This window comes from Micromonospora sp. NPDC000442 (genome assembly GCF_042898635.1).
GTDB lineage: Bacteria > Actinomycetota > Actinomycetes > Mycobacteriales > Micromonosporaceae > Micromonospora.
Genome location: NZ_JBIAYZ010000016.1, coordinates 65,684 through 91,039, shown reverse-complemented (window position 1 = coordinate 91,039; position 25,356 = coordinate 65,684). Strand labels below are relative to the sequence as shown.

Genomic DNA, 25,356 nt, shown 5'->3' with positions numbered 1-25,356 from the left:
GGTCGCTCTTACTACGGGGGTTAGTAGAGTGGGCCGGTGATCGGAACGAGCACCGGGCGGACCAGGTGAACATCGCCGCGACCACCATCGGATCTCCGGCCGACGGGGCGCTGGCCGTCGCCGCCATCGTGCTGTCGCTGCTGGTCGCCGTCTGGGCGCTGGTGGCGGCGCTGCGCCACCGGCCGCCGGACCGGATGCAGTTGATCGGGCTGGCCGTGCTGGAGTTGCTGCTGCTCGGCCTGGTGCTGGTGACCGCCGTGGCACTGGCCGGCGGCGACCGTCCGGGTGAACCGGGATCGTTCTTCGGTTACCTGGTCACGTTGGTCTGCCTGCCGCCGCTGGCGGCGGTGCTGGCCCGGATGGAACCGACCCGTTGGGGGTCGGCGATCGTGTGCGCGGTGTGCCTGGTGACGCCGGTGGTGGTGGTCCGGCTCCAGCAGACCTGGCAGGTGCTCGGTGGCTGAGCCGAGCGCCGCCCGACCCCGGACCAACGCCGGCCCGGGACGGTTGCTGATCGCGGTCTACCTGCTCTTCGCCATCGCCGCCAGCAGCCGCGCCGCCCTCCAGATCGCCACCAGGTTCGACGAGGCGCCGTTGGCGTACCTGCTCTCCGCGCTCGCCGCGGTGGTCTACATCGTGGCCGCGGCCGGTCTGGCGCGGGCCGGTCACGCGGGCCGCCAGGTCGCCCTGGCCTGCTGCGCGCTGGAACTGGTCGGCGTCGTCGGTGTCGGCGTCTTCAGCCTGGCCCGCCCGGACCTCTTCCCCGACGAGACGGTCTGGTCCGGCTTCGGCAGCGGCTACGGCTACATCCCCCTGGTGCTGCCGATCCTCGGCCTCGCCTGGCTCCGGCACACCCGCCGCCGGGCGGTTCGGGCCCCCTCCTGACAGCGAGCACAATGGGAGGGGGCCCGCCGAACGATTGTCAGTCCCGGGGCCCGCCGGCGACGTAGACGACCTGGCCGGACACGAAGGACGCCCCTTCGCTGACCAGGAACGAGATGGTGTGCGCCACATCGTCGGGCCGGCCCACCCGGCGGACCGGGATCTCCGACTCGGCGTGCTTCTGCATCGCCTCGAAGTCCACCTTCATCCGGGCGGCGGTGGCCGCGGTCATGTCGGTGACGATGAATCCGGGCGCGACCGCGTTGACGGTCACCCCGAACGGGCCCAGCTCGATGGCCAGGGTCTTGGTGAAGCCCTGCATACCGGCCTTGGCGGCCGAGTAGTTGGCCTGGCCCCGGTTGCCCAGCGCGGAAGTGCTGGAGAGGTTGACGATGCGTCCCCACCGGGCCTCGACCATGTGCTTCTGCGTGGCCTGGCTGAACAGGAACGCCCCGCGCAGGTGTACGCCCAGGACGGTGTCCCAGTCGGCGTCGGTCATCTTGAACAGCAGGTTGTCGCGGAGCACGCCGGCGTTGTTGACCAGCACGGTCGGCGTGCCCAACTCGGCGGCCACCCGTTCCACGGCCGCCTCCACCTGGGCCCGGTCCGCCACGTCCGCACCGACGCCGAGCGCCCGGCCCCCGGCCGCCGCGATCGCGTCCACGGTTTCCTTCGTCGCCGACTCCTCGATGTCGACCACCGCGACGGCCAGCCCGTCGGCGGCCAACCGCCTGGCGGTGGCCGCGCCGATTCCCCGTGCCGCCCCGGTCACGATGGCGACCCGCTGCCCCTCCGACATACCTACCTCCCGGTAACTTGGCTCGACGGCAGGAGCCTAACGCACGCCGGATCGGCATGACCCCCGTCGATCCCGACCTCCGGACCGGGCACGCCGGCCCGGAGGTCACCGATCCACGGACCGGCCAGCCCAGTCGGAGGTCACCTGGCCACGGACCGGCCAGCCCGGCTCCGGGTCAGTGCGACCAGGATCGACAGAGCCGGATCCAGCGGTAGCCGTGACCCGACAGTTGCAGTTTGTCCAGCTTGCCGACGTCGTCGTAGTTGCGGTCGGCGAGCACGTCGATGGGCAGGTCCGCCTCGGGCTGAAGCTGGCTGAGGTCCACCTCGGCGTCGGTGGTGCCGAGGTTGTGCAGGAAGACCATCGTCCCCGTCGGCCCGTCGGCCCGGTGCGCCAACACCCCCGGCGGCATCGGCACGTCGATGTGCGTGGTGGAGCCGCAGCCGACCTCCGGCGCCTCCCGCAGCGTACGGATCATCCGCTCGAACCAGGCCAGCAGCGAGGTACGGTCCCGACGCTGGAGGGTCACGTTGACCTTCTCGTACCCGAACTCGCCCTTGTCGATGACCGGGCGGACGAGCTTCTCCGACTCCGCGGTGGAGAAGCCGGCGTTGACCTGGTTCGACCACTGCATCGGGGTACGGATCGCCTCCCGCCCGTCCAGCGACAGGTCCTCCCCCATGCCGATCTCCTCGCCGTAGCGCAGCACCGGCGTGCCGCGCAGGGAGAACTGTAGGGAGTACGCCAACTCGATGCGCCGACGGTCGTTGCCCAGCATCGGCGCCAACCGGCGACGGATGCCCCGGTCGTAGATGCGCATGTGCTCCTCGGGACCGAACTGCTCGTACACCTCGTTGCGCTGTTCGGCGGTGAGCCGGGACAGGTCGATCTCGTCGTGGTTACGCAGGAACGTCGCCCACTGCCCGCCCTCGGGCAGCGCCGGGGTGTCCCGCAGCGCCTCGATCACCGGTTCCGGGTCCCGCCGGGCCAGAGCCAGCATCAGCCGGCCGTTGAGCATGAAGTCGAAGAGCATGTGCAGCCGGTTGGCCGAGCCGCCGCTGTCGCCGAAGAAAGCGGGAAGGTTGTCGGGTTCGACGTTCGCCTCGGCCAGCAGGACCCCGTCCCCGCGCCGCCATTGCACGTGCTGGCGCAGCTCGGTGAGGAATTCGAAGTCCAGTTCCGGGCTCGGGTCCCCGGGCTCGGTGCGCTCGATGATGAACGGCACCGCGTCCATCCGGAAGCCGGCGACGCCGAGTTGGATCCAGAACGACATGATCTTCTTGATCTCGGCGCGTACCGCCGGGTTCTTGGTGTTGAGGTCCGGCTGGAACCTGTAGAAACGGTGGTAGTACCAGGCCTTCGCGGTCCGGTCGTAGGTCCAGGTCTCATGCTGTTCGCCGGGGAAGACCATGCCCTGATGCCGGTCGGCCGGCTCCTGGTCGGACCAGACGTACCAGTCGCGGTACGGCGAGTCCGGCGACGACCGGGCGGAGACGAACCACGGGTGCTGGTCGGAGGTGTGGTTCACCACCAGGTCGATGATCACTCGGATGCCCCGGTTGTTGGCCTGGTGCAGCAACTCGGCGAAGTCTCCCAGGGTGCCGAAACGTGGGTCGACGTTGTAGAAGTCGGTCACGTCGTAGCCGTCGTCGTCATTCGGCGACGGATGGATGGGGTGCAGCCAGAGGCAGGTCACGCCGAGCCGGGCGAGGTAGTCCAGCCGGCCGATCAGGCCCCGGATGTCACCGACCCCGTCACCGTCGGAGTCCGCGTACGTGTCGATGTCGAGGCAGTAGACGACCGCCTCCGAATACCACCTGTCAGACATGCCCCCGTACCTTCTCCCGGTCGGGACGTCGGCAAACCCGACCCGGTACGGTGCCGGGATGCGGAGCATCGATTGGTCCGGCGGCGACTGGCACGGCCGGCCGGTCCGGGTGACCGAGGAACCGGACGGCACGCTGAGCGTCGAGCCGGGCCAGGGCAGCGACCTGTGGCGGCACACCAGTTACGGCTTCGTGCACGACGATGCCCCGGCCCTGCTCGCGCCGTTCCCGGCCGGCACCGCCGTGGAGGTCGATTTCCGGCTGGGCTGGACCGGGCAGTTCGACCAGGCCGGCGTCCTGGTCCGGGTGGACGACCGGAACTGGGTGAAGGCCGGCGTGGAGGTCAGCGACGGCCAGCCCCAGGTGGGCGCGGTGGTGACCCGCGACGTCTCCGACTGGTCCGTGGCGCCGGTTCCGGACTGGGCCGGCCGGGAGGTGAGCGTACGCGTCAGCCGCGCCGGTGATGCGCTGACCGTACGCGCCCGGGTCGCCGGTGAGCCGTGGCGGCTGGTCCGGCTCGCCCCGTTGGCTCCCGACGCGGTGGCGACGGCCGGGCCGTACTGCTGCTCGCCCAGCCGGGGCGGGCTGATCGTACGTTTCACCGGATGGCGCCAGGGCCCGGCCGACGAGGCGCTGCACCCGCAGGAGTGAGCCATCCGGCCCGGTGTGCGGGGCGGTTCGGCGGGTAAGAGCCTCTTTACGCCCGACCGCGAAAGGCATCATCATGGCGCTCGCCCAGGACGTCGACCCCGCTCAGGTCGGCGGGCTGACCGGCTGGGTCGCCGGGGTGATCGAGGCGGGCGGGGCCGCGGGGGTGGCCCTGCTGGTGGCCCTGGAGAGCATCATCCCGCCCATTCCGAGCGAGATCGTCCTGGCGATGGCCGGATACCTGGCCGGCGAGGGCCGGTTCAACGTGGTCGTGGTGACCGTCGCGGCCACCATCGGCTCGGTGCTCGGCGCGCTGGTCCTCTACTGGCTCGGTGCGGTCGTCGGCGAGGACCGCCTGAAACGGTGGCTCGACCGGTTGCCCCTGGTGGACCTGGAGGACCTGGAGAAGGCCGACCGGTGGTTCGAGCGGTACGGCCGCTGGGCGGTGTTCTTCGGCCGGATGGCACCGGTGGTCCGCAGCCTGGTATCGGTGCCGGCCGGGGCGAACCGGATGCCGCTTGTCGAGTTCGTCACGCTCACCACGCTGGGCAGCGGCATCTGGAACGGGATCTTCATCGGTCTCGGCTACGCCCTCGGCTCCCGCTGGCAGCAGATCGACCGCTACAGCTCCTGGCTCGACTACGGAATCCTCGCCCTGATCATCCTCATGCTCGCCACCTGGGCCCTCAAAAAAATCCGCCGCCGCAACACCCGCACCCCACCCACTAACCCCGCCCCACCCCCACCCGGGCCCACCCCACCCGGGCCCGTCCCACCCGGGCCCGTCCCACCCGGGCCGGTTGATCATGAAGTTGTTGTCGCGCCACGCCGGGCGGAGCAACAACAACTTCATGATCAACGCGGCGGGACCGGGGTCAGGGGAGGGTGCGGAGGTGGGGGGAGACGGTGCGGGCGAAGGTGTTGTTGTTGGTGACGTCCCAGTTGATGGACCAGGTCATCGCGCCGCGTAGGCCGGGGTAGGTGCGCGGGGGGCGGAAGCTGCCGCAGTTGGTGCCCCGGGTCAGGCAGTCGAGTGCCGCGTTGACCACGCTGGGCGGGACGATGCCGCCACCGGCCGCGCCGGAACCGGCCGGCAGGCCGAGCCCGACCTGGTCGGGCCGCAGCCCCGCCTCCAACTGGATGCAGGCCAGCGCGACGATGAAGTTGACCGTCCCCTGGGCGTACGCGGCGTTGTTGTCGCAGCCGAGCATCGCTCCGGAGTTGTAGAACTGGGTGTTCACCACGGTCAGGATGTCCTTGATGTCCAACGCCAGCTTGAAATAGCTGCCCGCCGGGTTCTGCATGTCGATGGTCTGCGGCGCCATTGCGATGATCAGCCCGCTGCCCACCTTCGCCCGCAGTGACCGCAGGGCCTGCGCCATGTACGTCGGGTTCAACCCGTTCTCCAGGTCGATGTCCACGCCGTCGAAGCCGTAGCGCTGGATCAGGGCGTACACGCTGTCGGCGAAGGCCACCGCGGACGCCGCACTGTCGACCACGACCCGGCCGGTCTCGCCACCCACCGAGATGATCACCTTCTTGCCGCGACTCTGGAGGGTCCGCACGTCGGCGGAGAAGTCGGCGTCGGTGTACCCGCCGAGCGAGGCGGACAGGCCGGGGTCGATTGCGAAGCCGACCGCGCCGGGCGTACCGGTCGCGTCGGCGAAAGCGACCGCCACCAGGTCGTACTCGGTGGGTACGTCACGCAGCCGCAGCTCGACGGCCGGATTGTCGAAGTTGTGCCAGTAGCCGGTCAGGATGTGCTTCGGCAGCCCGGTGACCGGCGGCGGACTGGTCGGCGGCGGGGTCGTCGGAGGAGGCGTGGTGGGCGGCGGTGTGGTCGGCGTGGTACCGCCGGTGCAGGCCGCGCCGTTGAGCCGGCAGTTCGCCGGTACGCCGGAACCGCTGCCGAGGAAGCCGAAGGAGACCGATCCGCCGGGTGCGATGATGCCGTTCCAGGAACGGTTGGTGAAGGTGTACCGCTGGCCGCTGGAGGTCAGCAGCGCGTCCCAGTAGGTGCCGACTGTGGTGCCGGCGGGCAGGTCGAAGGCGAGACTCCAGCCGTTGACCGTGGTGCCGCCCCCGTTGGTGATCGTGTACTTCCCCTCCCAGCCCGAGCCCCAGTCGGATGTCTTGACGAAGTTCGCGGTGACTCCCGCGGCGTACGCGGCCGGCGCCAGCCCGACCGCCCCGATCGCGGCGGCCAGCGCGCCGATCACCGCCAGCACCAGCGTTCTGGACCGTTTCATGTGCCCCTCCAGCCCGGACGTAGATTCATCAACGTCAACCTGGCGCCCATTATTAAGACTGTTAACTGTTTCTGTCCAGGGCTGGCCTGCGGCGAATCGGCACGGCCCCCTGTCCGCCGGCGGCGACGTCAGGGGGCCGTGCCGCAGCCTCAGCGGCGGAAGTGGAACCAGTTGACGTTTACGAAGTCGTTGGGCTGGCCGCTGGTGAAGGTGAGGTAGACGGTGCGCCGTCCGGTGACGCCGGAGACGTTGCCCGGCACGGAGCGCCAGCTCTGCCAGCCACCGGTGTTGGCGATGGCGAAGCTACCGATTGGTGTGCTGGTCGGGCTGTCCACCCGTACCTCCACCAGGCCGCTGACGCCGGCCGCCGCGCCGGAGGCGACCCGGGCCACGAAGTCACGTGGCCCGCCGGAGCCGAACTCCACGTTGTCGAAGCGGACCCAGTCGCCGTTGCGCAGTGCCCCGATGTTCTGCCCGCCCTCGGAACACGCCTCGACGATCACGCCGTTCTGGGCGTTGAAGGACTCAGCCTGGATGGTCGCGTACGCGTCCCGCGTCCCGCCCGGCGGCGGCGTGGTCGGCGGTGGCGTGGTGGGCGGCGGGTTACTGCCGCCACCGCGGCTGTAGACGGCCACGTAGTCGACGAGCATCGGCCGGCCGGGCACGGTGGCCGAGGTCGGCGTGGCGATGCCGGCGACCCCGTTCGGGAAGGCCCCGCCCATCGCCACGTTCAGCAGCAGGAAGTAGCCGGCGTGGCTGGTCATCTGCGACCAGTACGGCTCACCGACCCGGGTCTGGCTGACCGTGTGGTAGAGCTGCCCGTCGACGTACCAGCGCAGTTGCTGCGGGCTGACCGAGGCGTCCCACTCGAAGCGGTAGGTGTGGAACGCCGACTGGCAGGTGCTGCCGGGGCAGGCCCGGGAGGCGCCGATGCCGTTGAATTCGTCGCAGGGTCCGCCGGGGGCGACGCCGCAGTGCAGCACGCCCCAGACCGAGTTGAGCCCGTTGACGTTCTCCATCACGTCGAACTCGCCGATGCCCGGCCAGTTCTGGTAGTTGCCCCGGTAGGGCGAACCGAGCGCCCAGAACGCCGGCCAGTATCCCGACGCGGCGGCGCCGGTGACGTTTGGCATCTGGAGGCGGCCCTCGATGGCCAGCACCCCGCCGGCCGGGGCCTTGAAGTTGCTGCGGACGGTCTCGATGCGCGCCGAGGTCCAGCGGCCGGTGCTGTCGCGCAGCGGGGTGATCCGCAGGTTGCCGGCGCCGTCGTGGCTGACGTTGGCGGAGCTGTTCGTGTACGTCTGGATCTCGCCAGTGCCCCAGTTGGGTGGGCCACCCGGGTAGCTGGTGCCGGTGTCGATGATCCAGTTGCCGGCGGATGGCAGGGTGCCGGCGGCGCCGGTGAAGTCGTCGCTCCACACCAGGCTCCAGCCGGACGGGGGCGGCGGCACGGCGGCGTCCGCGGTCGTGCCGAGCCCGGCCAGGACGGTGGTGACGGCGGTGAGCAGGGTCAACGCCAGCGGCAGCCGGCGTCGCGCAGGCGGGGCGGCGGGTGCCGCCGGGGCAGTTGTCATGACGTGCCTCTCTGCGGGGACGGGTGAGAGAGCGCTCTCTCAGGAGTTGTACGTCTCCCTCGCGCAGTTGTCAATGTCGATCGATGCGGTCTGCCCGGCGGTCGGTGACGCGCCGCCACGCCGGTCGGCGTTTCCCGGTGCCACCACAGGGGGTAATTGCCGGCCGACCCGGTGCGGACGGACCGCCCGGCGGGATTGGACGGTGGTAGCGATGGTCAGGCAGGCGGCAACCGCCCCGAGTCCCCCGGTCGAGGCAACCCACCTGCTCACCGTGGGTGTCGAGGAGGAGTTCCTGCTCGTCGACCCGGACACCGGGGTCGCGGTGCCCGCGGTCGAGGCGGTGATGGAGCAGGTCCCCGCCGAGTTGCGGGGACAGGTCGAGCGCGAGTTCCAGACCAGTCAGATCGAGATCGGCAGCCCGCCCGGGTTGGAACTCTCCTCCATCCGGCACTCCCTCGGCCTGCTCCGCGCCTCGCTGGCCGACGCCGCCGAGCGGGCCGGCGCCCGGTTGCTCGCGATCGGCACCGGGCCGATCGACGGGCCGGTGCCCGCGGTGGTCGACAAGCCCCGCTTCGACCGGATGCTCGCCCGGTTCCATGTGCTGGTGCCCGGGCCCGGCAACAACGGCATGCACGTCCACGTCGGGGTGTCGGACCCCGACGCGGGCGTGCAGGTGCTCAACCACGTGCGACCGTGGCTGCCGATCCTGCACGCGGTCACCGCCAACTCGCCGTTCTCCCGTGGGGCGGACACCGGCTACGCCAGCTGGCGGTCGGTCGAGTGGGAACGCTGGCCCTCGGTCGCGCCGACGCCCTACCTGGTCAACCACGAGCACTACCAACGACTGATCCGTCAGCTGATTGCCAGCGGCGTCATGCTCGACGAGGGGATGCTCTACTGGTACGCCCGGCTGTCGGCCAAGTACCCGACGGTGGAGCTGCGCATCGGTGACGTCTGCCCGACCGTCGACGACGCGGTCCTGATCGCCGCGTTGGTCCGTGGGCTGGTGGCGACCGCGCTCGACGACATCGCGGCCGGGCGGCCACCGCTGCCGACCGACCATCACCTGCTGGTCGGCGCGCACTGGCGGGCCGCCCACGACGGGCTGGAGGGAGAGGCGGTCGACCTGTCCAGCGGTGAGCTGCGGCCGGCGTGGGATCTGCTGCACCAACTCGTCGGACGCCTCGGTCCGGCCCTCGAACGACACGGCGACCTCGCCGAGGTTACCGGCCTGCTGGAGGGGCTGCGCCGGCACGGCAGCGGTGCCGCACGGCAGCGTTCGGTGTACGCCCGGACCGGACGGTTGGAAGATGTGGTGAAGGACGTGGCACGCCAGACCCGGGGCGAGGACCCGGCCTGACGGAGGGGATGATGGCGTGACGGAACGGTTGATCGTCGTCGGCGGAGACGCCGCCGGCATGTCGGCCGCCGCTCAGGCGCGCCGCCGCCGGGGCCCGGACGACCTGGAGATCGTCGTGTTCGAACGGGGGCACTTCACCTCGTACTCGGCCTGCGGGATCCCGTACTGGATCAGCGGCCTGGTGACCGACCGGGAACAACTGGTGGCCCGGTCACCGAAGACGCACCGCGAGGACTACGCCATCGACGTGCGGATCCGGCACGAGGTGGTCGGGATCGACCTGGTCCGCCGCGAGGTGGTCGCCCGTGACCTGGACGGCGGCGGCGAGGTCCGGGAACCGTTCGACACCCTGATGTACGCCGCCGGAGCGGTGCCGAAGAAGCCGGCCTGGGCGGGTACCGATGCCGCCGGGGTGTTCGGGGTGCAGACCCTCGACGACGGTTCGGCGCTACGCGGTTGGCTGGAGGCCGAACCGCGGCCCCGGCGGGCGGTGGTGGTCGGCGGCGGCTACATCGGTGTCGAGATGGCCGAGGCACTCGTCCGCCGCGGCCTGTCGGTCACCCTGGTCGAGCGCGACGAGCAGCCGATGTCGACCGTCGACCCCGACATGGCCCGGCTGGTCACCGACGCGATGCACGGGCTGGGCGTGGACATCCGCACCGGCGTACGCGTGACCGGCCTGTCGGAGCGCGACGGCCGGGTCAGCGAGGTGCTCACCGACAACGGACCGGTCCCGGCCGACGTGGTGGTCCTCGGTCTCGGCGTACGTCCCAACACCGAGCTGGCCGCGGCCGCGGGCCTGCCGCTGGGGCCGACCGGCGGGATCCGGGTGGACCGCCAGATGCGGGTGTCCGGGGTGCCCGGGGTGTGGTCCGCCGGAGACTGCGTGGAGACCCTGCACAAGGTCAGCGGAATGCCGGTGCACGTACCACTCGGCACCCACGCCAACAAGCAGGGCCGGGTCGCTGGCATCAACATCGGCGGCGGGTACGCCACCTTCGCCGGGGTGATCGGCACCGCGGTGACCAAAGTGTGCGACCTGGAGGTGGGTCGCACCGGCCTGCGGGAACGCGAGGCCCGGATGGCCGGCTTCGAATTCGTCTCGGTGATCGCCGAGTCGACGAACCGCGCTGGCTACTACCCCGGCGCCCGGCAGATGACGGTGAAGCTGATCGCCGAGCGGCCGAGCGGGCGACTGCTCGGCGCCCAGATCGTCGGCTGGTCCGAGGCGGCGAAGCGGATCGACCCCCTCGCCGTGGCACTGTGGAACAAGATGACGGTGGACGACATGACCGCACTCGACCTCGGCTATGCCCCGCCGTACTCCCCGGTCTGGGATCCGGTGCTGGTCGCCGCCCGCAAGGCCGTGGACGCGCTCGCCCGCTGACGGCTCCGGGGCGGGTTTCTGTCGGTGCCGGGGGTTAGCGTAGGCGCGCCGCCCGGTCAGGGCCGACGCGAACCCCTCGGAGGAACCCCCATGTCGCAGGAGACGACCTACCTCGAACTGTCCGAAGTGGACGGTGCCGCGCACAAGTTCTACGAGGTGGCGGTCGACGACACCACGATGACCGTGCGCTACGGGCGGATCGGCGACCAGGGTCAGGTGAAGACCACCGGCTACCCCGACAACGCACGGGCCCGCGCCGCCGCGGCAAAGAAGATCGGCGAGAAGATCCGCAAGGGGTACGCTCCGGCGGTACCCGGGGTACGCCAGAAGCGGGCCGTCTCCCGGCGGCAGATCGTCAGCACCCGCTCGACCGCCCGCACCGCCCCGGTGCTCTGGCGGTACGACTCCGGTGCCCCGGCCTTCGGCATCTTCGTCGACGGGCGCACCTGCATGGTGGGCAACGAGCGGGGTGTGATCACCACTCTCGATCACGACGCCCGGGTGCTGGACCAGGTGCGGCTTCCCGACGGCGTCAAGTGCATCGTCGCCGACGACGCCTGGATCTACGCCGGCTGCGACGACGGCAATGTCTACGACCTCTCCGGCAAGATCCCTCGGGTGGCGTACGCGATCGTGCCCGACATCGACATCTACTGGCTCGACATCCACGACGGCGTGCTGGGCGTCTCCGACGCCGACGGCGGGGTCGCCGCCATCGACCACGAGGACGAGTTCCTCTGGCGGCGGGCCGGACGCGGCCGGTCCGCCTGGATGGTGCGCTGCGACGCCGACGCCGTCTACCACGGCGACTCGACGGGGGTGAGCGGCTACGACTGGCGTACCGGCCGGGAGCTGTGGCACACGCGCACCGGCTCGGTGCTCTTCGGCTGGCAGGAACGCGACGCCGTGTTCGCCGGCACCGGCACCCGCGAGGTGGTACGCCTCGGCAAGAACGGCGGGTCGGCAATGCGCACCTACCGCGCCGATGCCCCGGTCTTCTCCTGCGCCACCGCCGCCGACGGCCGTTACGTCTTCGCCGGGGACAGCCAGTCCTCGATCTACTGCTTCGCCGCCGACGGCACCCGGCTGTGGAAGCTCGGCACCGGCTGCGGGTCGGCCTACTCCATGCAGTACCACGACGAGCGCCTCTACGTGGTGACCACCAGCGGCCACCTGGCCTGCATCGACGCCAGCGAGCCCGCGATCCGGGCGGCGGAGGCCGGCAGCGTGCCCGACGTCGTCGACGTGAAGGCCCCGGCCCGGCTGCCCGAGCCGGCCGCGGTCACCGAGGTCGAGGTCGTCGGCGACACCGGTGACGGGGTGATCGTCGAGTGCGTCGAACAGGGCGGTCGGCTGCGGGTGCACGTGCTGTCCGCCGGCTACCACCGGAACTGGTCGGTGCAGTTCCCCAAGGGCATCCGCCAGCCGGGCGTCCGGTACCTGGTCACCGAGGTCCGCGAGTCTGGCCGGGGCGGCTTCTACCGGGCGTACGGCGACATCCGCCGGCTCCGCTGACCTCTGCCGTCCGCCCGGCCAGGTGCCGGACGGCCAGGTGCCGGGCGGGCGGCCCGTCTGGTGGTGGGAGCCGGGTTGTGGTGGTTGGTGGGGCTCGGCCACCATGAGCCGGTGAGCGACGTGCTGCGCATCCCCGACGGGTTGACCTGGCTGCACGGCATGCCGGGTGGTCCGGAATGGTTGGCCGAGCTGCCGGGCCGGCTGGCCACCTGCGCCCGGCGCTGGTCGCTGCGGCTCGGGCCACCCTTCGGGTACGCCTGCGCGTCCCTGGCGGTGCCGGCCGACCTGCCGGACGGCACCCGCACGGTGCTCAAGGTGCAGTTCCCCGACGCGGAGAGCGAACACGAGGCGACGGCGCTGCGCCGCTGGGAGGGCGACGGGGCCATCCGGCTACTCGCCCACGACCCCGACCTGCGGGCACTGCTGGTGGAGCGTTGCGACCCCGGCACACCGCTGCACGCGTTACCGCTCGACGCGGCGCTCGACGTCGTGGTGGCGCTACTCCCCCGTCTCTGGGTACCGGCTGGTCAGCCGTTCACGTCGTTGGCGGAGGCCGCCGCCGGATGGGCGTCCCGGCTCCCGGCCAAGTGGGAACGGGCCGGGCGGCCGTTCGAGCGGCGGCTGGTCGACGCCGCGCTCGACCTGCTCGGCGGGCTTGCCGGCAGCCAGGGTGAGCAGGTCCTGGTCAACCAGGACCTGCATGCCGCCAACGTGCTGCGCGCCGAACGCGAGCCCTGGCTGGTGATCGACCCCAAGCCGCTGGTCGGCGAGCGGGAGTTCTCGGCCGTACCGATGGTGCGCGGCACCGAGTTGGGCCACTCCCGGGCGGCCGTCCGCCACCGGCTGGACCGGCTCAGCGCTGAGCTGGGGCTGGACCGCGACCGGGTCCTGGGCTGGACGATCGGTCAGACGATGGCCTGGAGCATCGACGGCGACCGGGTCTTCACCGACCACGCCGAGGTGGTCCGCTGGCTTCTCGACTGAGGCGCGGCAAGGGTCGCCGCCCGAGATGCCCGGCGGTTGTGTCGATGATCGGAGCCAGTCGAGCCGGGAAGCGGCGCCGGCCTCAGGACTGGCAGGTGGGGCACCAGTAGAGGTTGCGGGCGGTGATGGTGCCTCGGCTGATCGGGGTGCGGCAGACGTGGCAGGGTTGGCCGGGACGGCGGTAGACGTAGACCTCTCCCCCGTGCCGGTCGACGCGGGCCGGACGACCCATCGCCTCGGGTAGGTGCGCGGCACGCACGGTGTCGATCCGGCCGGTGGCGACCGCGAGCGTCATCAGCTCGACCAGGTCGGCCCAGAGCACCTGCCAACCGGCCGGGGTCAGCTCCCGGCCGGGCAGCCTCGGCGACAGACCGGCGCGAAACAGCGCCTCGGTCAGGAAGATCAGACCCGTACCGGCCACCACCGTCTGGTCCAGCAACAGCGCCGCCAGCGGCGTCACGCTCCGCGAGATCCGAGCGTACGCCCGCTCCGGATCGGCGTCGGCGCGCAGCGGATCCGGACCGAGTCGGGCCCGCAGTGCGGCCACCTCGGGCGGTCTGAGCAGTTCACAGGCGGTCGGCCCACGCAGGTCGAGCCAGTGCCGGTCGCTGGTCAGCCGTAGACGGATCTGCCCCACCGGCTCCGGCGGCTCACCGTCCCCGTCGGTGACCTTCCCGTAGAGGCCGAGGTGCACGTGCAGCGTCAGCTCATCGGCGTAGTGGTGCAGCAGGTGCTTGCCGTACGCCTCGGTGGCGTCCAGCACCGTCCCGGAGATCCGGGCGGCACCGTCGGCGAAGCGACCCTGAGGGCTGGCGGCGAGCACCTTGTCCCCGACGAACAGCTCGGCGTGCCGGGCCGCCAGGCGATGAATGGTGTGTCCCTCTGGCACGACGCCAAGCGTAGCCAGCGGGCCGGTGAGCAGCGGTCGGACCCGGCTGCCGCGCCGCGACTACCGGCCGGGACGTGCCACGCGCCCCCGACCCGTCCCCCGTCACCGCGCAGCGCTGCTACTCGACGGTAAGGGATCGCCCTCGGCGTCTGGTTCAATTGCCGGTCGGGCCGCCGGCACGGCGGGCACCACGTCGACTCGATGGGGGCGGTGGGTCATGACGGATCGGATACGCCGTGCGGTGGTGGTCGGCAACAGCGACGGGATCGGGCTGGCGTTCACCCGCAGACTGCTCGCCGACGGCTGGCGGGTCACCGGGCTGTCCCGGCGGGACAACGTCATCATCGTGCCCACGTACGCCCACCACACCGTCGATGTCACCGCGCCGGACTATCCGGACGTGCTGGGCAAGGCGATCGACGAACTCGGCGGGGTGGACCTGTGTGTCTACGCCGCCGGCATCGGCGAACCCGTCGACCGGGCCGACCTGGACGGGCAGACGCGCACCTTCGAGGTCAACCTGATGGGCGCGGTACGGACCGCTGCCGTGGTGGTGCCGAGAATGCTCGCCACCGGCGACGGGCACCTGATCGGGATCTCCAGTCTCGCCGACCGGCTGGTCTCCGGCGAGGCGCCCGGCTACGCCGGTTCGAAGGCGGGGCTGTCGTCGTACCTGATGGGTCTGTCGGCGGCGCTGCGCCGGCACGGCGTGCACGTGACCACCGTGCGGTTCGGGTTCGTGGACACCAAGATGGCCAAGGGCTCGTTCCGACCGTTGATGATCTCGGTCGACCGGGCTGTGGAGATCCTCGTGCGCTGTGTCCGCAACCGCCCCGTCCGGGTCTCCCGCCCCCGCCGCCTGGCCCTCCTCACCTCCGCCCTGGCCCCCCTCACCCGCCCCCACTAACACCCACCCCCACCGTCACCGTCACCGTCGATCTTGCAGATACGGTCGCCGACATGCCCCATTGGGATGCTTTTGTCGCGACCACAACTGCAAGATCGACGGGGAGGGGGCGGAAGGGCGGGCGGGGCGGGGTGTCGGTTGGGTGAGGGGTGGGTACCTGCGGGGTGTTGTGGCGTGGTTGGCGATACGGGGCTGATGCCGTCATCCACGCATCGATCAGGAGGTGAACCTCATGAAGTTTCCTTCGCTGTTGCGCCGGGAGGAACCGGCGCCGACGGCAGCCGACGACGGCCGGACCGGGACGGTCGCCACTGACACCCGTCCCACCGAGCAGACCTCCACCCGCGGAACCGCCGCGGACCGGGTCGCCGGCAAGACCGTCACCGACCGAGCCGCCACCAGCCAGACCGCTGGCACCGACACCGACCGGGCGGATCGCCAGCCCGACGCGCAACGGAGCGCCGAGGCCCGAGCCGCCACCGCACGATCCACTGTTCACGGTTCCCGCCGCGCTCGTACCGCCACCACCGAGACCGTCAACGGCCACCGCGCCACCGGCGTCGACCGCGCCCTCGACGGCGACCGCACCACCGACCGCGACCGCACCACCGACCGCGACCGGACCGTCGACCATGACCGCATCACCGGCCATGACCGGACCGTCGACAGCCACGGGACTATGGACAGCCACCGGACCAGGGACGGCGACCGGGCCGTCGACGGCCACCGGACCGTGGACGGCGACCGGGCCGGCGACGCGGACCGGGGCGCCGACCGAGAGCGGATCCCCGGCACCCGCGAGCGGGACGACTCGGTCGACGACGACCGGACGCCCGACGGCGAGGCCGGCCGGGACGTGCCGCCGGCACCGGTCGGGCCGCGACCCCGGGCCAGCCTGCTGGCCACGATCGGCCTGATCGTCGGCGTCGGCGGCCTCCTGTTCGTGCTCACCGGCGCCCTCGCCGGGTACGGCATCGCGCTGGGCGCGGTCGGGGCGGTGCTCGCCGTGCTCGGCCTGATGGCCACCCGTCGACGGCACATCGCTGGCAAGTCCGACGCGCTGCTGGGCATCGCCTTCGGCCTCGGCGCGGTGGTCCTGGGGGTGCTGGCGATGACCGGCCAGTACGACTGGCCGACCACCGACGGAGACCAGGTGGTCCGGCTCCGCGAGTGGCTTGATTCACAGTTTGTCGACCGCCTGTAGCGGGCACTTTTCGGCCCGCCGGTGGTTCACCGGTGCCGGTCGGTGCGCAACCGACCGTAGCCCGATCAGATCTGGTGGTTCACCAGCCGGGCACGCACGGCTCGTCAGGGGCGGCGGTTCGCCGCCCCTGACGTATGTCCGGCGACAGTCGGCCTCGGTCATGTACCCGGCGACACTCGCTCCGGCGAGCCGGGTCACGAGCCTTACGCAACGAATCTGCGCCGCTCGGGTGCCAAACGCAATGATCTGCTGTCGAATGCAAGGGTTCGCGGTGGATCCTGCCGGTCGAGCCCGCATACCGTTGAGCCACGGCGCCAGCCCGTGGGCCGACGGTGGCCGGGCGCGCCCGAGGCTTGGAGCAGGACACATGACGATGGACGCCACCCGCCAGCGCTTTCTGATGTGCCGGCCGACGTACTTCGCCGTCGACTACGCGATCAACCCGTGGATGGATCCGACCGCACCGGTCGATGCGGACCTCGCCGTACGGCAGTGGGAGCGGCTGCGCCAGGTCTACCTGGACCTGGGCCACACCGTCGAGGAGATCGCGCCGGTTCCGGGCCTGCCCGACATGGTCTTCGCCGCCAACGGCGGCACCGTGATCGACGGCAAGGCGATGGCGGTGCAGTTCCGCGACCCGCAACGCGCCGACGAGGCGCCCGCGTACCGCGCCTGGTTCGAGGCCGCCAGCTTCGAGATGTACGACCCGAAGCACGTCAACGAGGGTGAGGGCGACGTCCTGCTGGCCGGGGACCACCTGCTCGCCGGCACCGGCTTCCGCACCGCGCACGCCTCGCACGCCCAGCTCCAGGAGGTCTTCGGTTACCCGGTGATCACCATGCAGCTGGTCGACCCGCGCTTCTACCACCTGGACACCGCACTGACCGTGCTCGACGAGCGGACCGTGGCGTACCTGCCGGAGGCGTTCTCGCCCGGCAGTCAGGCCGTGCTGCGCCGGCTCTTCCCGGACGCGGTGCACGCCACCATGGCCGACGCGGAGGTGCTCGGTCTCAACGCGGTAAGCGACGGCCGGCACGTGGTGCTGCCCGAGCAGGCCACCGGCCTGGCCGCCAAGCTGCGCGCCCGGGGCTACGAGACGATCGGCGTCGACCTGTCCGAGCTGCGTCGGGCCGGTGGCGGCCCGAAGTGCTGCACGTTGCGACTCCGTCAGGGAAAGGCGAACCGATGATCGAGGACATGCTGCGGACCCCGGCCGCGGTGCGGGACGCGGAGCGCCACACCGCGCACAACTACCACCCGCTGCCGGTGGTGATCTCCTCCGCCGAGGGCGCCTGGGTGACCGACGTGGACGGCAAGCGCTACCTCGACTGCCTGGCCGGCTACTCGGCGTTGAACTTCGGCCACCGACACCCGACGCTGATCGCCGCCGCCCACGCCCAGCTCGACAAGCTGACGCTGACCAGCCGGGCGTTCATCCACGACCAGTTCGCCGACTTCTGTCGGGAGCTGGCGGCGCTGTGCGGCAAGGACCTGGTGCTGCCGATGAACACCGGGGCCGAGGCTGTCGAGACCGGCATCAAGGTGGCCCGCAAGTGGGGCTACCAGGTCAAGGGGGTACCGGCCGACCAGGCGAACATCGTGGTCGCGGAGGGCAACTTCCACGGGCGTACGACGACCATCGTCAGCTTCTCCACCGACTCCGACGCCCGAGCGGACTTCGGGCCGTACACCCCGGGCTTCCGGATCGTCCCCTACGGCGACCTGGCCGCGCTGACCGAGGCGATCGACGAGCACACCGTCGCCGTGCTGTTGGAGCCGATCCAGGGCGAGCAGGGCGTGGTGGTGCCGCCCGAGGGCTACCTGCACGGCGTACGGCTGCTGTGCACCGAGCGCAACGTGCTGTTCATCGCCGACGAGATCCAGTCCGGCCTGGGCCGCACCGGCACCACCTTCGCGTGTGAGCAGGAAGGCGTCGTGCCGGACATGTACCTGCTGGGCAAGGCGCTCGGCGGGGGCATCGTGCCGGTCTCCGCGGTGGCCGCCGACGCCGACGTGCTCGGCGTACTCAAGCCCGGCCAGCACGGTTCCACCTTCGGCGGCAACCCCCTCGCCTGCGCCGTGGCGACCGAGGTGGTCCGGCTGCTGGCGACCGGCGAGTTCCAGCGCCGCTCCGCCGCCCTGGGCGAGCGGCTGCAAGCCGGCCTGCGCGGCCTGATCGGCAAGGGTCTGGTCGCGGTACGTGGCCGGGGTCTCTGGGCTGGCCTGGACATCGACCCGGCCCTGATGAGCGGCCGGGAGGCCTGCGAGCGGCTGATGGAGCGGGGGGTGCTGGCCAAGGACACGCACGGCTCGACCATCCGACTGGCCCCGCCGCTGGTGATCACCGAGGAGGAGATCGACCACGCGGTGGCGCAGGTGGCCGCCGTCCTGGCCGGCTGAGCGCTCGTACCATCCGCTGGGCGTCGGGACCTGGTCCCGACGCCCAGCGGCGTTCAGCGTGGCAGGCGCATCGCCATGGTCGGGGCCTCGGACATCACCGAGTCCGGGTTGTACGGCGCTCCCGCCGGGAACTCGTTCGGGCGGCCGACCTGCACCCCCGGGTACAGCTCCACCATGTCACCGGTGCCGAGCACCCGGGACTGCTGCGGGGCCAGCGGGATCCGGTCCGCCTCCGTGAGGGAGCCGCCGGGCCGTACGCCGGAGCCGTTGGTGCTGACGTCGGTGGCGACGACGTCACCGCCGCGCAGCTCCAGCCGCAGGTGGTTGCGGCTGATCCAGCGCCGCGCCTCGTCGTTGAGCCACTGGCCGAGCATGATGCCGCCGGAGCCCTCCGGTGCCCGGCCGATCACCACCGGCTGTTCCTCGGTGAGCACGAAACGACGGCGGATCAGGCCACCGACGCGTACCGCGAGGACCTCGCTGCGTGGCCGGGGCCCGGCGTCGCGCAGCCGCGCACCGTGTCGGGGGCAGGTGGGTACGCCGTTGCGCAGCGACGGTGGCGGCTGCCCGGTCGGTGCCCGGTCGATCCGGGCCAGGTCGGCGAAGGCTCCCCCGCCACCGGCACCGCCGAACAGGGTGCAGCCGGACTCCGGGCAGCGCCACTCGCGGGACAGCAGCTTGGCAGCGGCCGGTGAGGGCGGGCCGGCGACCGGTGTGTGACCGCCGCCGACGTGGGCGATGAAGACCGGACCGCCGGCGCCCGGCACCGGGGCGAGGACCCGGCCCGGCTGCTCCACCAGCCAGGGGAACCGCCCACGCAGGCCGTCGAAGCGGACCCGGCTGAGCACCGGCAGGCCGAGCAGGTCGGCCACCTCGAGCATCCGGTCACCGGGGTTGTCGAGCACCTCCACCAGGCCGTCATCGGCCCACCTGCGCACCACCATGCGCTCGTTGGAGGTGAGGTCGGCGTCGGAGAGCATTCCCCGGTGCACCACCGCGTAGACCGGGACGCTGTCCTCCTCAAGGCTGCGTGCCAGCGCGTCGATGACCATGCCGAGGCGCAGTGAACTGGCCGGCCGCCCACCGTCGAGATCCTGGTAGCGGATGATTTCGGCCAGGTCGAGCACCGCGCGGGCCAGCTGCGGGTCGGTGCAGACCCGCCCCTCGATGGCGTCCAGCACCTTGCTGATCTCGAACCTCATCGGGCACCTTCCACGATCTCGTCGATCCGGCGAGCCAGCCGGATGTCACGCATGGTGACCCCGCCGACCGAGTGGGTCACGCAGTGGAAGGTCACCGTGCGCCACCGGATGTCGATGTCGGGGTGGTGATCCAGTTCCTCTGCCGCCACGGCGACCCGGTCGACCACTGCGATGGCGTCCGGGAAACTGGCCAGCTCCACGGTTCGGGTGATCCCGGCGGGGTCTCCCGACCAGCCCGCCAGCCCACCCAGCTCGTCTCGCACCGCCTCGGCGGTGAGCACCTCTGCCATGGCCAGACCCTACCGGTGCCGGCCCGCACCACCGCCACCAGCGGCGACCGGTCTCCGGGTCCGGCAGGGGTCAGGAGCGGTGGATGGTGATGTCGCCGTAGGAGGTGCGCCCGCGCACCTCGACCGTCTCGTCGCCTTCCTCGGGCCGGCTGGCGTCCTCCAGCAGGTTGCGTACCTGCCCGAAACCGGTGTTCACCTGGAGCCAGGCGGCGGTGCCTGCGGCGATGCCGATGTCCAGGTCGCCCGCGGCGGTGCCGAGGACGACCGAACCGCGAACCACTTCGCCGAGGCGAACGCTTCCGTTGGAGGTCTTCACGTCGACGCCGGCACCGGCCCGCTCGATGCCGATGGCACCGTTGGCGTTGCGTACCCGCACGTCGCCGGCGACCGCATCGATCGAGGTGTCGCCGTTGGAGTTCTTGACCTCCGCGGCGCCCTCGATCTGACCGATCTGGATCTTGCCGGAGCCGGTGGAGACCTCGGCGTCGCCGATGATGCCGTCGGCGGTGACGTGCCCGAATCCGGTGTGCAGGCGCAGCGGGCCGGTTCGTTCGAGCCACACGTTGCCGGTGGTCTTGAGCCGGCACTCACCGAGCCGGCCGACGCAGCGGATGTCGCCCATCAGCAGATGAGCGTCCAGCTGGGAACCGCTGGGCAGTTCGATGGTCAGGTCGACCGACCTGGTTTTCCGGGAGAGGTCGAAAGCCCGCTTGGGCCCGGTGACCCGGAGGGTGCCGTCGGCGTGTTCGATACGGATCTGGGCGGCGGCGTGCACGTCCGACTCGTCGACGACGTCGCTCGGCCGGACCTCGACGGCCGTGTCGGTCCGGTCGCTGGCGACGACGCGTACGTTGCCGACGCCGAGTTCGACCGTGACGGAAATCGGTTCGGGCGTCTGGTAGACAGGCATGGTTGTCCCCCGCTTCCTGGGTAGATGGGTCGTCCCCGCAGGTCGGGGACGTGGCGTGGAAAGCCGAGCGGTGCGGTCAGCGCACCCAGCCGGTGAAGCCCTGCTTGGCCCGTTTCCCGCTGCCATGGGGCACGGGGCGCTGGTCGCGGCCGGGCCGCTGCAGAGCGGCAGCCGCCGACCGGACCAGCCAGGCGTTGACCGAGCGTCCCTCCTTGGCGGCGGCCTCCTCGATCGCCGCCTTGAGCTGCTCGGGCATGCGTACGTTGATCCGTGCCGCGGGGCCGTCCTCACCGACCAGCAGATCGTTGTCCGACGCGCCGCTGACGGTCGCCGGGGCGTCCTCCGCGTCCCCGTTCGGCTCGGCGGGTGGCACGGTCACGACGAAGCTCGGATCGCGGCCACGCAGGCGTAGTTCCACCGAACCGGGTGCCAGGTCCCGGGTGATCTCGTCGGCGGCGGCCGACAGCGCGTCCAGCAGGGTCATCCGGATCGCCGACTCGAGCGAGCCGGTCAGCCGCTCGACCAGCGCGCGCGACTCCTCTCCGCCAGCTTCGGCGAGCGTGGCGAACTCGCGTCCGAGGTTGCTCACATACGACGTCAGGTCCATGGCATCATGGTGGCACACCCATGACACACAGACAAGCCGTCATGGCTCAGCCCGACGCCATGGGTGGCACCACATGGCATCAGGTGGGGTCAGAGCCGCTCGAAACCTCAGCTCATCCGGCCGACGGCGGATCGCAGCCGGAGCAGGTCCCGCCGGCGGCGCTCGTAGGTGGTCGCCAAGCCGATCAGCGCCAACCCGGCCGTGGCCAGAAAGGCCCACCGGGGCAGCAGGTCCCAACTACGCACCAGCTCGTACAGGGCCAGCAGGGTCAGCGTGCCCCCGCCGAGCAGCACCGGCGCCTGCCAGCGGCGGACCGCACCGAGCAGCGTCGCGCCGAGCGCGGCGGCACCGAGCAGCAGTCGCCGCCAAGGGTCAGGGTCGGTGCCGAACAGCACGACGGTCAGGCTGGGCAGCAGCACGGCGGCCAGTCCCGGGCCGAGCGCAAGCCAACTGTTCAGCCCTGGCCGGGTACGCAGCCCCACCGCACCAGCGGCCAGCGCCACCGCCGCCAGCGGCACCGTGTACGCCTCCAGCACGCCCACTCCGCCGGCCGCCAACAGCAGCCAGACGGCCAGCAGTTCGCTGCCCCCGCCGATGCCGGCGAAGACCCAACGCCGCTGGATCGACTCGTCCCGACGCAACAGCCGGACGCCCATCGCGACGCCCCACAGCACGCAGATCGTCGCGGCATGCCGGAGGGCACCCAGGGTGAGCAGCAGCGCGAGCAGCGCCACCGCCTGTGCGGCGGCATCCAGCACCCGTCCCACCAGCGCTTGCGGCAGACTCCACCGGCTCGACGGCAGCGTCGCGGCGAGCGCGAGGCTGACCATGGCGATGCCGAGCACTGCGAACGCCGCCACGCGTGGCGGCTGCCCGCCTGCCAACGGGGCGGTCAATGCGAACCCGGCCGCCGCCACCACCGCGACCAGCCAGCCGAGAACGCGTACCGTGAGGTGACGCCCGCCCACTCCGACAACCGTCGCCGCCGCCACCAACAGGCCCAACCCGCCCAGAGTGCCGGCCCGACTTGCCTGGAGATTGAGCAACCCGGCCACCGCCAGCACCAGACCGACCGGCACGGCCACCCCGACGAACGGTCCGCCCGGGTGCCGCAGCGCAACGGCCAGCAACAGAACGACACCACCCAGCAGGGCCACGGCCGGCACCACCGGCCAGGGCACGGCGGCGGCGACCAGCAGCACCGGACCGGCGGCGGCCACGAAGGGCAGCACCACCCCGGCGACCCGCCAGCCACCGGCGCTGCCGGCGCGGGCCGGATCGGCACCGGTAGTACCACCAACGGGGCCGGTACCAGCGCCACCTCCGGCAGCCGAGGGTCCCGCAGGGGCGGAATGGGTGGCCGGCCAGGCGAACAGGGCCGCCGCCGCCGACAGCAGCACCAGCGCCAGGCCGACCGGTAGCGCGTCCGGCGACGGACGGGTCGCCGGAGCACCGGACCACGCGGCAGGTGGCGGCCCGTACGGGGTCAGCAGGGCGGTCACGACCACCGGCACGGCTGCCAGCACCGCCACCGCCGCCAGGCCCAGCCCAGCCACCGGCAGCAACCCCACCGGGCGGGCCCGGAACCCGGCGAGCGCGACCAGTGACGCCGCCACCGCCGCGTACACCGCCACCCGCTCCGCGCCCGGTACGACCAGGGGCGACAGTCCGGTCAGCACCCCCACCACGGCGAGGCCGGTCGAGGCGTACCCGGTCAGGTCGGGCCAGGATCGACGCAGCGCGAGCAGCGCCACCGCCGGCAGCGCGACGGCGGCAAGCGCGGCCCGGGCCTGCCACCACGGCGGGGCACCGGCGCCGATCAGCGCGACCGCCGCCCCCGCCGGCATCACGAGCACCGCGGCAGCCAGGCCACAACCCGCCACCGTCCGCCGCACCGGGTCGCCGCGTCGACCAGCGACCGCCACGCCGAGGCCGACGGCCAGGATCACCCCGCAGCCGGCACCGGCACCGATCGGGTCGGCCAACCCGACCAACAGCCCGTGCGCGAGCAACGCCGCACCGGCCGACGCCGAGGTCAGCACCGTCACCGTGGACAGTGCCGGGCGGACCATCGCCACGCCCAGCAACACCGCCCCCACCGCGAGGTCGATCGCGACCACCGCCGGCCACGGCGCGGCCCAGGCCACCGGCACGGCGAACGCGGTCGCGGCGAGACCGGCCGCCAGCATCGCCGGCCGCACCGACCGGGGCAGCAGCAACGCCACCGCCACCGAGGTCAGCGCCACCGTCACCGGCAGTTGCCAACCCCAGGCGAACACCGGGCCCGCCGTGGCCCCCCGCCACGGCGGCAACGACCGGCCCACGGCGGCACCGGCCAGCAGCAGCCCCGCCAGCGCCGTCAGCAGCCCCCCGCCACCGGCGACCAGCAAGGCCCCCGCGCGCGGACCGGCCCGCCAGCCGGGCGGGAGCAGCCGTACCGCACCGGCCAGTCCGGCCGCGACCAGCCCCGCCACCAGCAGCCACACCGAGGCGCGCAGTTCCACCACCGGGCGAATGATCGCACCGGCCAGCACCGGCACCAGCGCACCGGCTGCCAGCGCCCGTACCGGCCCGCCACCGGTAAGCAACGCCGCACCGAACGCGGTAAGCGCCACCAGCAGCATCGGCCCGCCGGCCAGCAGCGGTACGCCGGCAGCCCGACCGACCAGCAGGGGCACCAGTGCGCAGCCCACGGCGAGCACCAGCCAACCGGCGAACCACGCCCAGGTCAGGATCGCTCCGGCCAGCCGTACTGCCGGTGTCGTCGCGGCCCCCTCGTCCACGACGACACCGACGCGCTGCCGCAGCGCGACCACCACCGCCAGGTCGACAAGCGCCACCCCGACGAAGACCACCGCCCAGCCAGCCGGTTCCGGACGGGCCCCGGCGGCGAGCAACGGCAGCACCGGCTGGACGACCAGCAGCGCGGCGAACCACGGCACGGCCAGTCGGCTGAGTCGCGCGTAACCGACAGCCACCGCCGTGCTGATCGCCGCGACCAGGGCGGCGTACCGGCTGCCCGGCCAGGCGGTCACCCCGAACAGGTCGACCGACCAGGCGGCGTACCCGTCGAGCAGCACCAGCAGCAGCCCGACGGCGGCGAAGGTCTCGGCGGTGCCGCGCAGCCCCCGCCAGCGCGCGACCAGCGGCACGGCCAGCAGCAGCGCGGTGAACGCCAGCAGGATCGCCGCCCGACCGGCCACCCCGACCGACGCCCAGGCCACCGCGGTGAAGACCGTCGCCGCCGTGCCGAGCAGCAGTCCACCAAGGACGAAGAGCAGACCCTGCACGGTCCGCGTCGACGCTTCCGCACCACCCGGGCGAACCGGGACGGAAGCGGGCCGGCCGCCGAAGGCCGGCACGGGACCTGCCGGCACCGGACCTGCCGGCACCGGAGCGGGTCCCGGGTGCCCGCCGACGGCCGATGCAGCGCTGCGGCCCGGCGCTGCGGCGGGCACCGGGAACTCGGTCCGGACCGCGGCGGCCAGTTCGCCCCTCCGTCGCCGCACCGCGTCCAGCCGCCCGACCAGTCCCTCGTACGCCTGACGAGCCCGCTGCACCTCACCGCCCAGCACGGCGATCTCCCGGTCGAGCCGGATCACCTCAGCGGCGGCCGGATGCGGCGGTCGGCCGCAGCCGGTGCAGCCGGAGTTCAGATTCGCCGAGCTTCCGCAGGCCGGGCAGGGGTAGGCGTTGTCCACGCCGTCATCCTCGACGGCCGAG

At 72.1% G+C, this 25,356-nt stretch carries 21 protein-coding genes and 1 pseudogene; 12 read left to right on the top strand and 10 right to left on the bottom strand.

Features of this window, described 5'->3' with window-relative positions:
• The first annotated feature begins 65 nt into the window (after positions 1–65).
• Positions 66–464 carry a hypothetical protein gene (locus ACFY2A_RS23280; protein WP_387174534.1) on the top strand — a complete coding sequence of 133 codons (399 nt, stop codon included), beginning with the start codon at positions 66–68 and terminating at the stop codon, positions 462–464.
• Positions 457–885 carry a hypothetical protein gene (locus ACFY2A_RS23275; protein WP_387174532.1) on the top strand — a complete coding sequence of 143 codons (429 nt, stop codon included), beginning with the start codon at positions 457–459 and terminating at the stop codon, positions 883–885. Before ACFY2A_RS23280 ends, ACFY2A_RS23275 begins: the two co-directional genes overlap by 8 nt.
• A gap of 37 nt (positions 886–922) precedes the next feature.
• Here ACFY2A_RS23275 and fabG read toward each other — a convergent pair whose 3' ends face one another.
• Together fabG and ACFY2A_RS23265 are read right to left on the bottom strand one after the other, a co-directional pair.
• On the bottom strand, positions 923–1,681 hold the full coding sequence (gene fabG, locus ACFY2A_RS23270) for a 3-oxoacyl-ACP reductase FabG (protein ID WP_363922879.1): 759 nt from the start codon (positions 1,679–1,681) through the stop codon (positions 923–925).
• A 175-nt stretch (positions 1,682–1,856) separates the two neighbouring features.
• Positions 1,857–3,509, bottom strand: a complete 1,653-nt coding sequence (locus ACFY2A_RS23265; protein WP_387174530.1) for an alpha-amylase family protein — start codon at positions 3,507–3,509, stop codon at positions 1,857–1,859.
• A 58-nt stretch (positions 3,510–3,567) separates the two neighbouring features.
• Between ACFY2A_RS23265 and ACFY2A_RS23260 the strand changes: the two genes are divergently transcribed.
• Entirely contained in the window at positions 3,568–4,158 is a 591-nt protein-coding gene (locus tag ACFY2A_RS23260; protein ID WP_363922875.1) for a DUF1349 domain-containing protein, read from the top strand.
• 73 nt (positions 4,159–4,231) lie between these two features.
• Positions 4,232–4,870 (top strand): annotated as a pseudogene (locus ACFY2A_RS23255) (DedA family protein); the annotation flags it as partial.
• A gap of 160 nt (positions 4,871–5,030) precedes the next feature.
• Here the strand turns inward: ACFY2A_RS23255 and ACFY2A_RS23250 are convergent.
• Both ACFY2A_RS23250 and ACFY2A_RS23245 read right to left on the bottom strand, forming a co-directional pair.
• Positions 5,031–6,404 carry a chitinase gene (locus tag ACFY2A_RS23250; RefSeq protein ID WP_387174528.1) on the bottom strand — a complete coding sequence of 458 codons (1,374 nt, stop codon included), beginning with the start codon at positions 6,402–6,404 and terminating at the stop codon, positions 5,031–5,033.
• A 149-nt stretch (positions 6,405–6,553) separates the two neighbouring features.
• On the bottom strand, positions 6,554–7,978 hold the full coding sequence (locus ACFY2A_RS23245; RefSeq protein ID WP_387174526.1) for a carbohydrate-binding protein: 1,425 nt from the start codon (positions 7,976–7,978) through the stop codon (positions 6,554–6,556).
• Between the two features lie 211 nt (positions 7,979–8,189).
• Between ACFY2A_RS23245 and ACFY2A_RS23240 the strand changes: the two genes are divergently transcribed.
• The 4 genes from ACFY2A_RS23240 (at position 8,190) to ACFY2A_RS23225 (ending at position 13,224) form a co-directional block, all read left to right on the top strand.
• Positions 8,190–9,338, top strand: a complete 1,149-nt coding sequence (locus tag ACFY2A_RS23240) for a glutamate--cysteine ligase (protein WP_387174524.1) — start codon at positions 8,190–8,192, stop codon at positions 9,336–9,338.
• Between the two features lie 16 nt (positions 9,339–9,354).
• A complete protein-coding gene (locus tag ACFY2A_RS23235; protein ID WP_387174522.1) occupies positions 9,355–10,725 on the top strand; it encodes an FAD-dependent oxidoreductase in 1,371 nt (456 codons plus the stop codon).
• Positions 10,726–10,815: 90 nt separating this feature from the next.
• Positions 10,816–12,240, top strand: a complete 1,425-nt coding sequence (locus ACFY2A_RS23230) for a WGR domain-containing protein (RefSeq protein ID WP_387174520.1) — start codon at positions 10,816–10,818, stop codon at positions 12,238–12,240.
• Positions 12,241–12,351: 111 nt separating this feature from the next.
• Positions 12,352–13,224, top strand: coding sequence for an aminoglycoside phosphotransferase family protein (locus tag ACFY2A_RS23225; protein ID WP_387174518.1), 873 nt, complete (start codon positions 12,352–12,354; stop codon positions 13,222–13,224).
• A gap of 82 nt (positions 13,225–13,306) precedes the next feature.
• On the opposite strand, the gene ACFY2A_RS23220 is transcribed toward ACFY2A_RS23225, so the two are convergent.
• Positions 13,307–14,113, bottom strand: a complete 807-nt coding sequence (locus ACFY2A_RS23220; RefSeq protein ID WP_387174516.1) for an Fpg/Nei family DNA glycosylase — start codon at positions 14,111–14,113, stop codon at positions 13,307–13,309.
• Between the two features lie 217 nt (positions 14,114–14,330).
• Between ACFY2A_RS23220 and ACFY2A_RS23215 the strand changes: the two genes are divergently transcribed.
• The 4 genes from ACFY2A_RS23215 (at position 14,331) to rocD (ending at position 18,624) form a co-directional block, all read left to right on the top strand.
• Complete coding sequence (locus ACFY2A_RS23215; RefSeq protein WP_363922857.1) at positions 14,331–15,020, top strand: SDR family NAD(P)-dependent oxidoreductase; 690 nt, start codon at positions 14,331–14,333, stop codon at positions 15,018–15,020.
• 232 nt (positions 15,021–15,252) lie between these two features.
• Complete coding sequence (locus ACFY2A_RS23210) at positions 15,253–16,224, top strand: thrombospondin (protein WP_387174514.1); 972 nt, start codon at positions 15,253–15,255, stop codon at positions 16,222–16,224.
• Between the two features lie 373 nt (positions 16,225–16,597).
• Positions 16,598–17,413, top strand: coding sequence for a dimethylargininase (gene ddaH, locus ACFY2A_RS23205; protein ID WP_387174599.1), 816 nt, complete (start codon positions 16,598–16,600; stop codon positions 17,411–17,413).
• Positions 17,410–18,624 (top strand): ornithine--oxo-acid transaminase, encoded by a 1,215-nt coding sequence (gene rocD, locus ACFY2A_RS23200; protein WP_387174512.1) that lies wholly within the window; start codon positions 17,410–17,412, stop codon positions 18,622–18,624. The genes ddaH and rocD overlap by 4 nt, the downstream gene beginning before the upstream one ends.
• Before the next feature lie 53 nt (positions 18,625–18,677).
• Here the strand turns inward: rocD and ACFY2A_RS23195 are convergent, their stop codons facing one another.
• The 5 genes from ACFY2A_RS23195 to ACFY2A_RS23175 form a co-directional block, all read right to left on the bottom strand.
• Positions 18,678–19,826: an FHA domain-containing protein gene (locus tag ACFY2A_RS23195; RefSeq protein ID WP_363922849.1), complete on the bottom strand. Its 1,149-nt coding sequence runs from the start codon at positions 19,824–19,826 to the stop codon at positions 18,678–18,680.
• The gene (locus ACFY2A_RS23190) at positions 19,823–20,116 is read right to left on the bottom strand and encodes a 4a-hydroxytetrahydrobiopterin dehydratase (RefSeq protein ID WP_387174510.1); all 294 of its coding nucleotides are present in this window, start codon (positions 20,114–20,116) and stop codon (positions 19,823–19,825) included. Before ACFY2A_RS23190 ends, ACFY2A_RS23195 begins: the two co-directional genes overlap by 4 nt.
• A 70-nt stretch (positions 20,117–20,186) precedes the next feature.
• Entirely contained in the window at positions 20,187–21,026 is an 840-nt protein-coding gene (locus ACFY2A_RS23185; protein WP_387174508.1) for a DUF4097 domain-containing protein, read from the bottom strand.
• 76 nt (positions 21,027–21,102) lie between these two features.
• Positions 21,103–21,633: an Arc family DNA-binding protein gene (locus tag ACFY2A_RS23180; RefSeq protein WP_387174506.1), complete on the bottom strand. Its 531-nt coding sequence runs from the start codon at positions 21,631–21,633 to the stop codon at positions 21,103–21,105.
• A 107-nt stretch (positions 21,634–21,740) separates the two neighbouring features.
• Complete coding sequence (locus ACFY2A_RS23175; protein WP_387174504.1) at positions 21,741–25,334, bottom strand: SCO7613 C-terminal domain-containing membrane protein; 3,594 nt, start codon at positions 25,332–25,334, stop codon at positions 21,741–21,743.
• Between the last annotated feature and the right edge of the window lie 22 nt (positions 25,335–25,356).

Bases quoted from the DNA above. Each gene is read 5' to 3' on its own strand.
- ddaH (WP_387174599.1), top strand. From the start codon at position 16,598: ATGGACGCCACCCGCCAGCGCTTTCTGATGTGCCGGCCGACGTACTTC.
- fabG (WP_363922879.1), bottom strand. From the start codon at position 1,681: ATGTCGGAGGGGCAGCGGGTCGCCATCGTGACCGGGGCGGCACGGGGA.
- ACFY2A_RS23260 (WP_363922875.1), top strand. From the start codon at position 3,568: ATGCGGAGCATCGATTGGTCCGGCGGCGACTGGCACGGCCGGCCGGTC.
- ACFY2A_RS23215 (WP_363922857.1), top strand. From the start codon at position 14,331: ATGACGGATCGGATACGCCGTGCGGTGGTGGTCGGCAACAGCGACGGG.
- ACFY2A_RS23245 (WP_387174526.1), bottom strand. From the start codon at position 7,978: ATGACAACTGCCCCGGCGGCACCCGCCGCCCCGCCTGCGCGACGCCGG.
- ACFY2A_RS23240 (WP_387174524.1), top strand. From the start codon at position 8,190: ATGGTCAGGCAGGCGGCAACCGCCCCGAGTCCCCCGGTCGAGGCAACC.
- ACFY2A_RS23210 (WP_387174514.1), top strand. From the start codon at position 15,253: ATGAAGTTTCCTTCGCTGTTGCGCCGGGAGGAACCGGCGCCGACGGCA.
- ACFY2A_RS23250 (WP_387174528.1), bottom strand. From the start codon at position 6,404: ATGAAACGGTCCAGAACGCTGGTGCTGGCGGTGATCGGCGCGCTGGCC.
- ACFY2A_RS23265 (WP_387174530.1), bottom strand. From the start codon at position 3,509: ATGTCTGACAGGTGGTATTCGGAGGCGGTCGTCTACTGCCTCGACATC.
- ACFY2A_RS23195 (WP_363922849.1), bottom strand. From the start codon at position 19,826: ATGAGGTTCGAGATCAGCAAGGTGCTGGACGCCATCGAGGGGCGGGTC.
- rocD (WP_387174512.1), top strand. From the start codon at position 17,410: ATGATCGAGGACATGCTGCGGACCCCGGCCGCGGTGCGGGACGCGGAG.
- ACFY2A_RS23230 (WP_387174520.1), top strand. From the start codon at position 10,816: ATGTCGCAGGAGACGACCTACCTCGAACTGTCCGAAGTGGACGGTGCC.
- ACFY2A_RS23180 (WP_387174506.1), bottom strand. From the start codon at position 21,633: ATGGACCTGACGTCGTATGTGAGCAACCTCGGACGCGAGTTCGCCACG.
- ACFY2A_RS23185 (WP_387174508.1), bottom strand. From the start codon at position 21,026: ATGCCTGTCTACCAGACGCCCGAACCGATTTCCGTCACGGTCGAACTC.
- ACFY2A_RS23190 (WP_387174510.1), bottom strand. From the start codon at position 20,116: ATGGCAGAGGTGCTCACCGCCGAGGCGGTGCGAGACGAGCTGGGTGGG.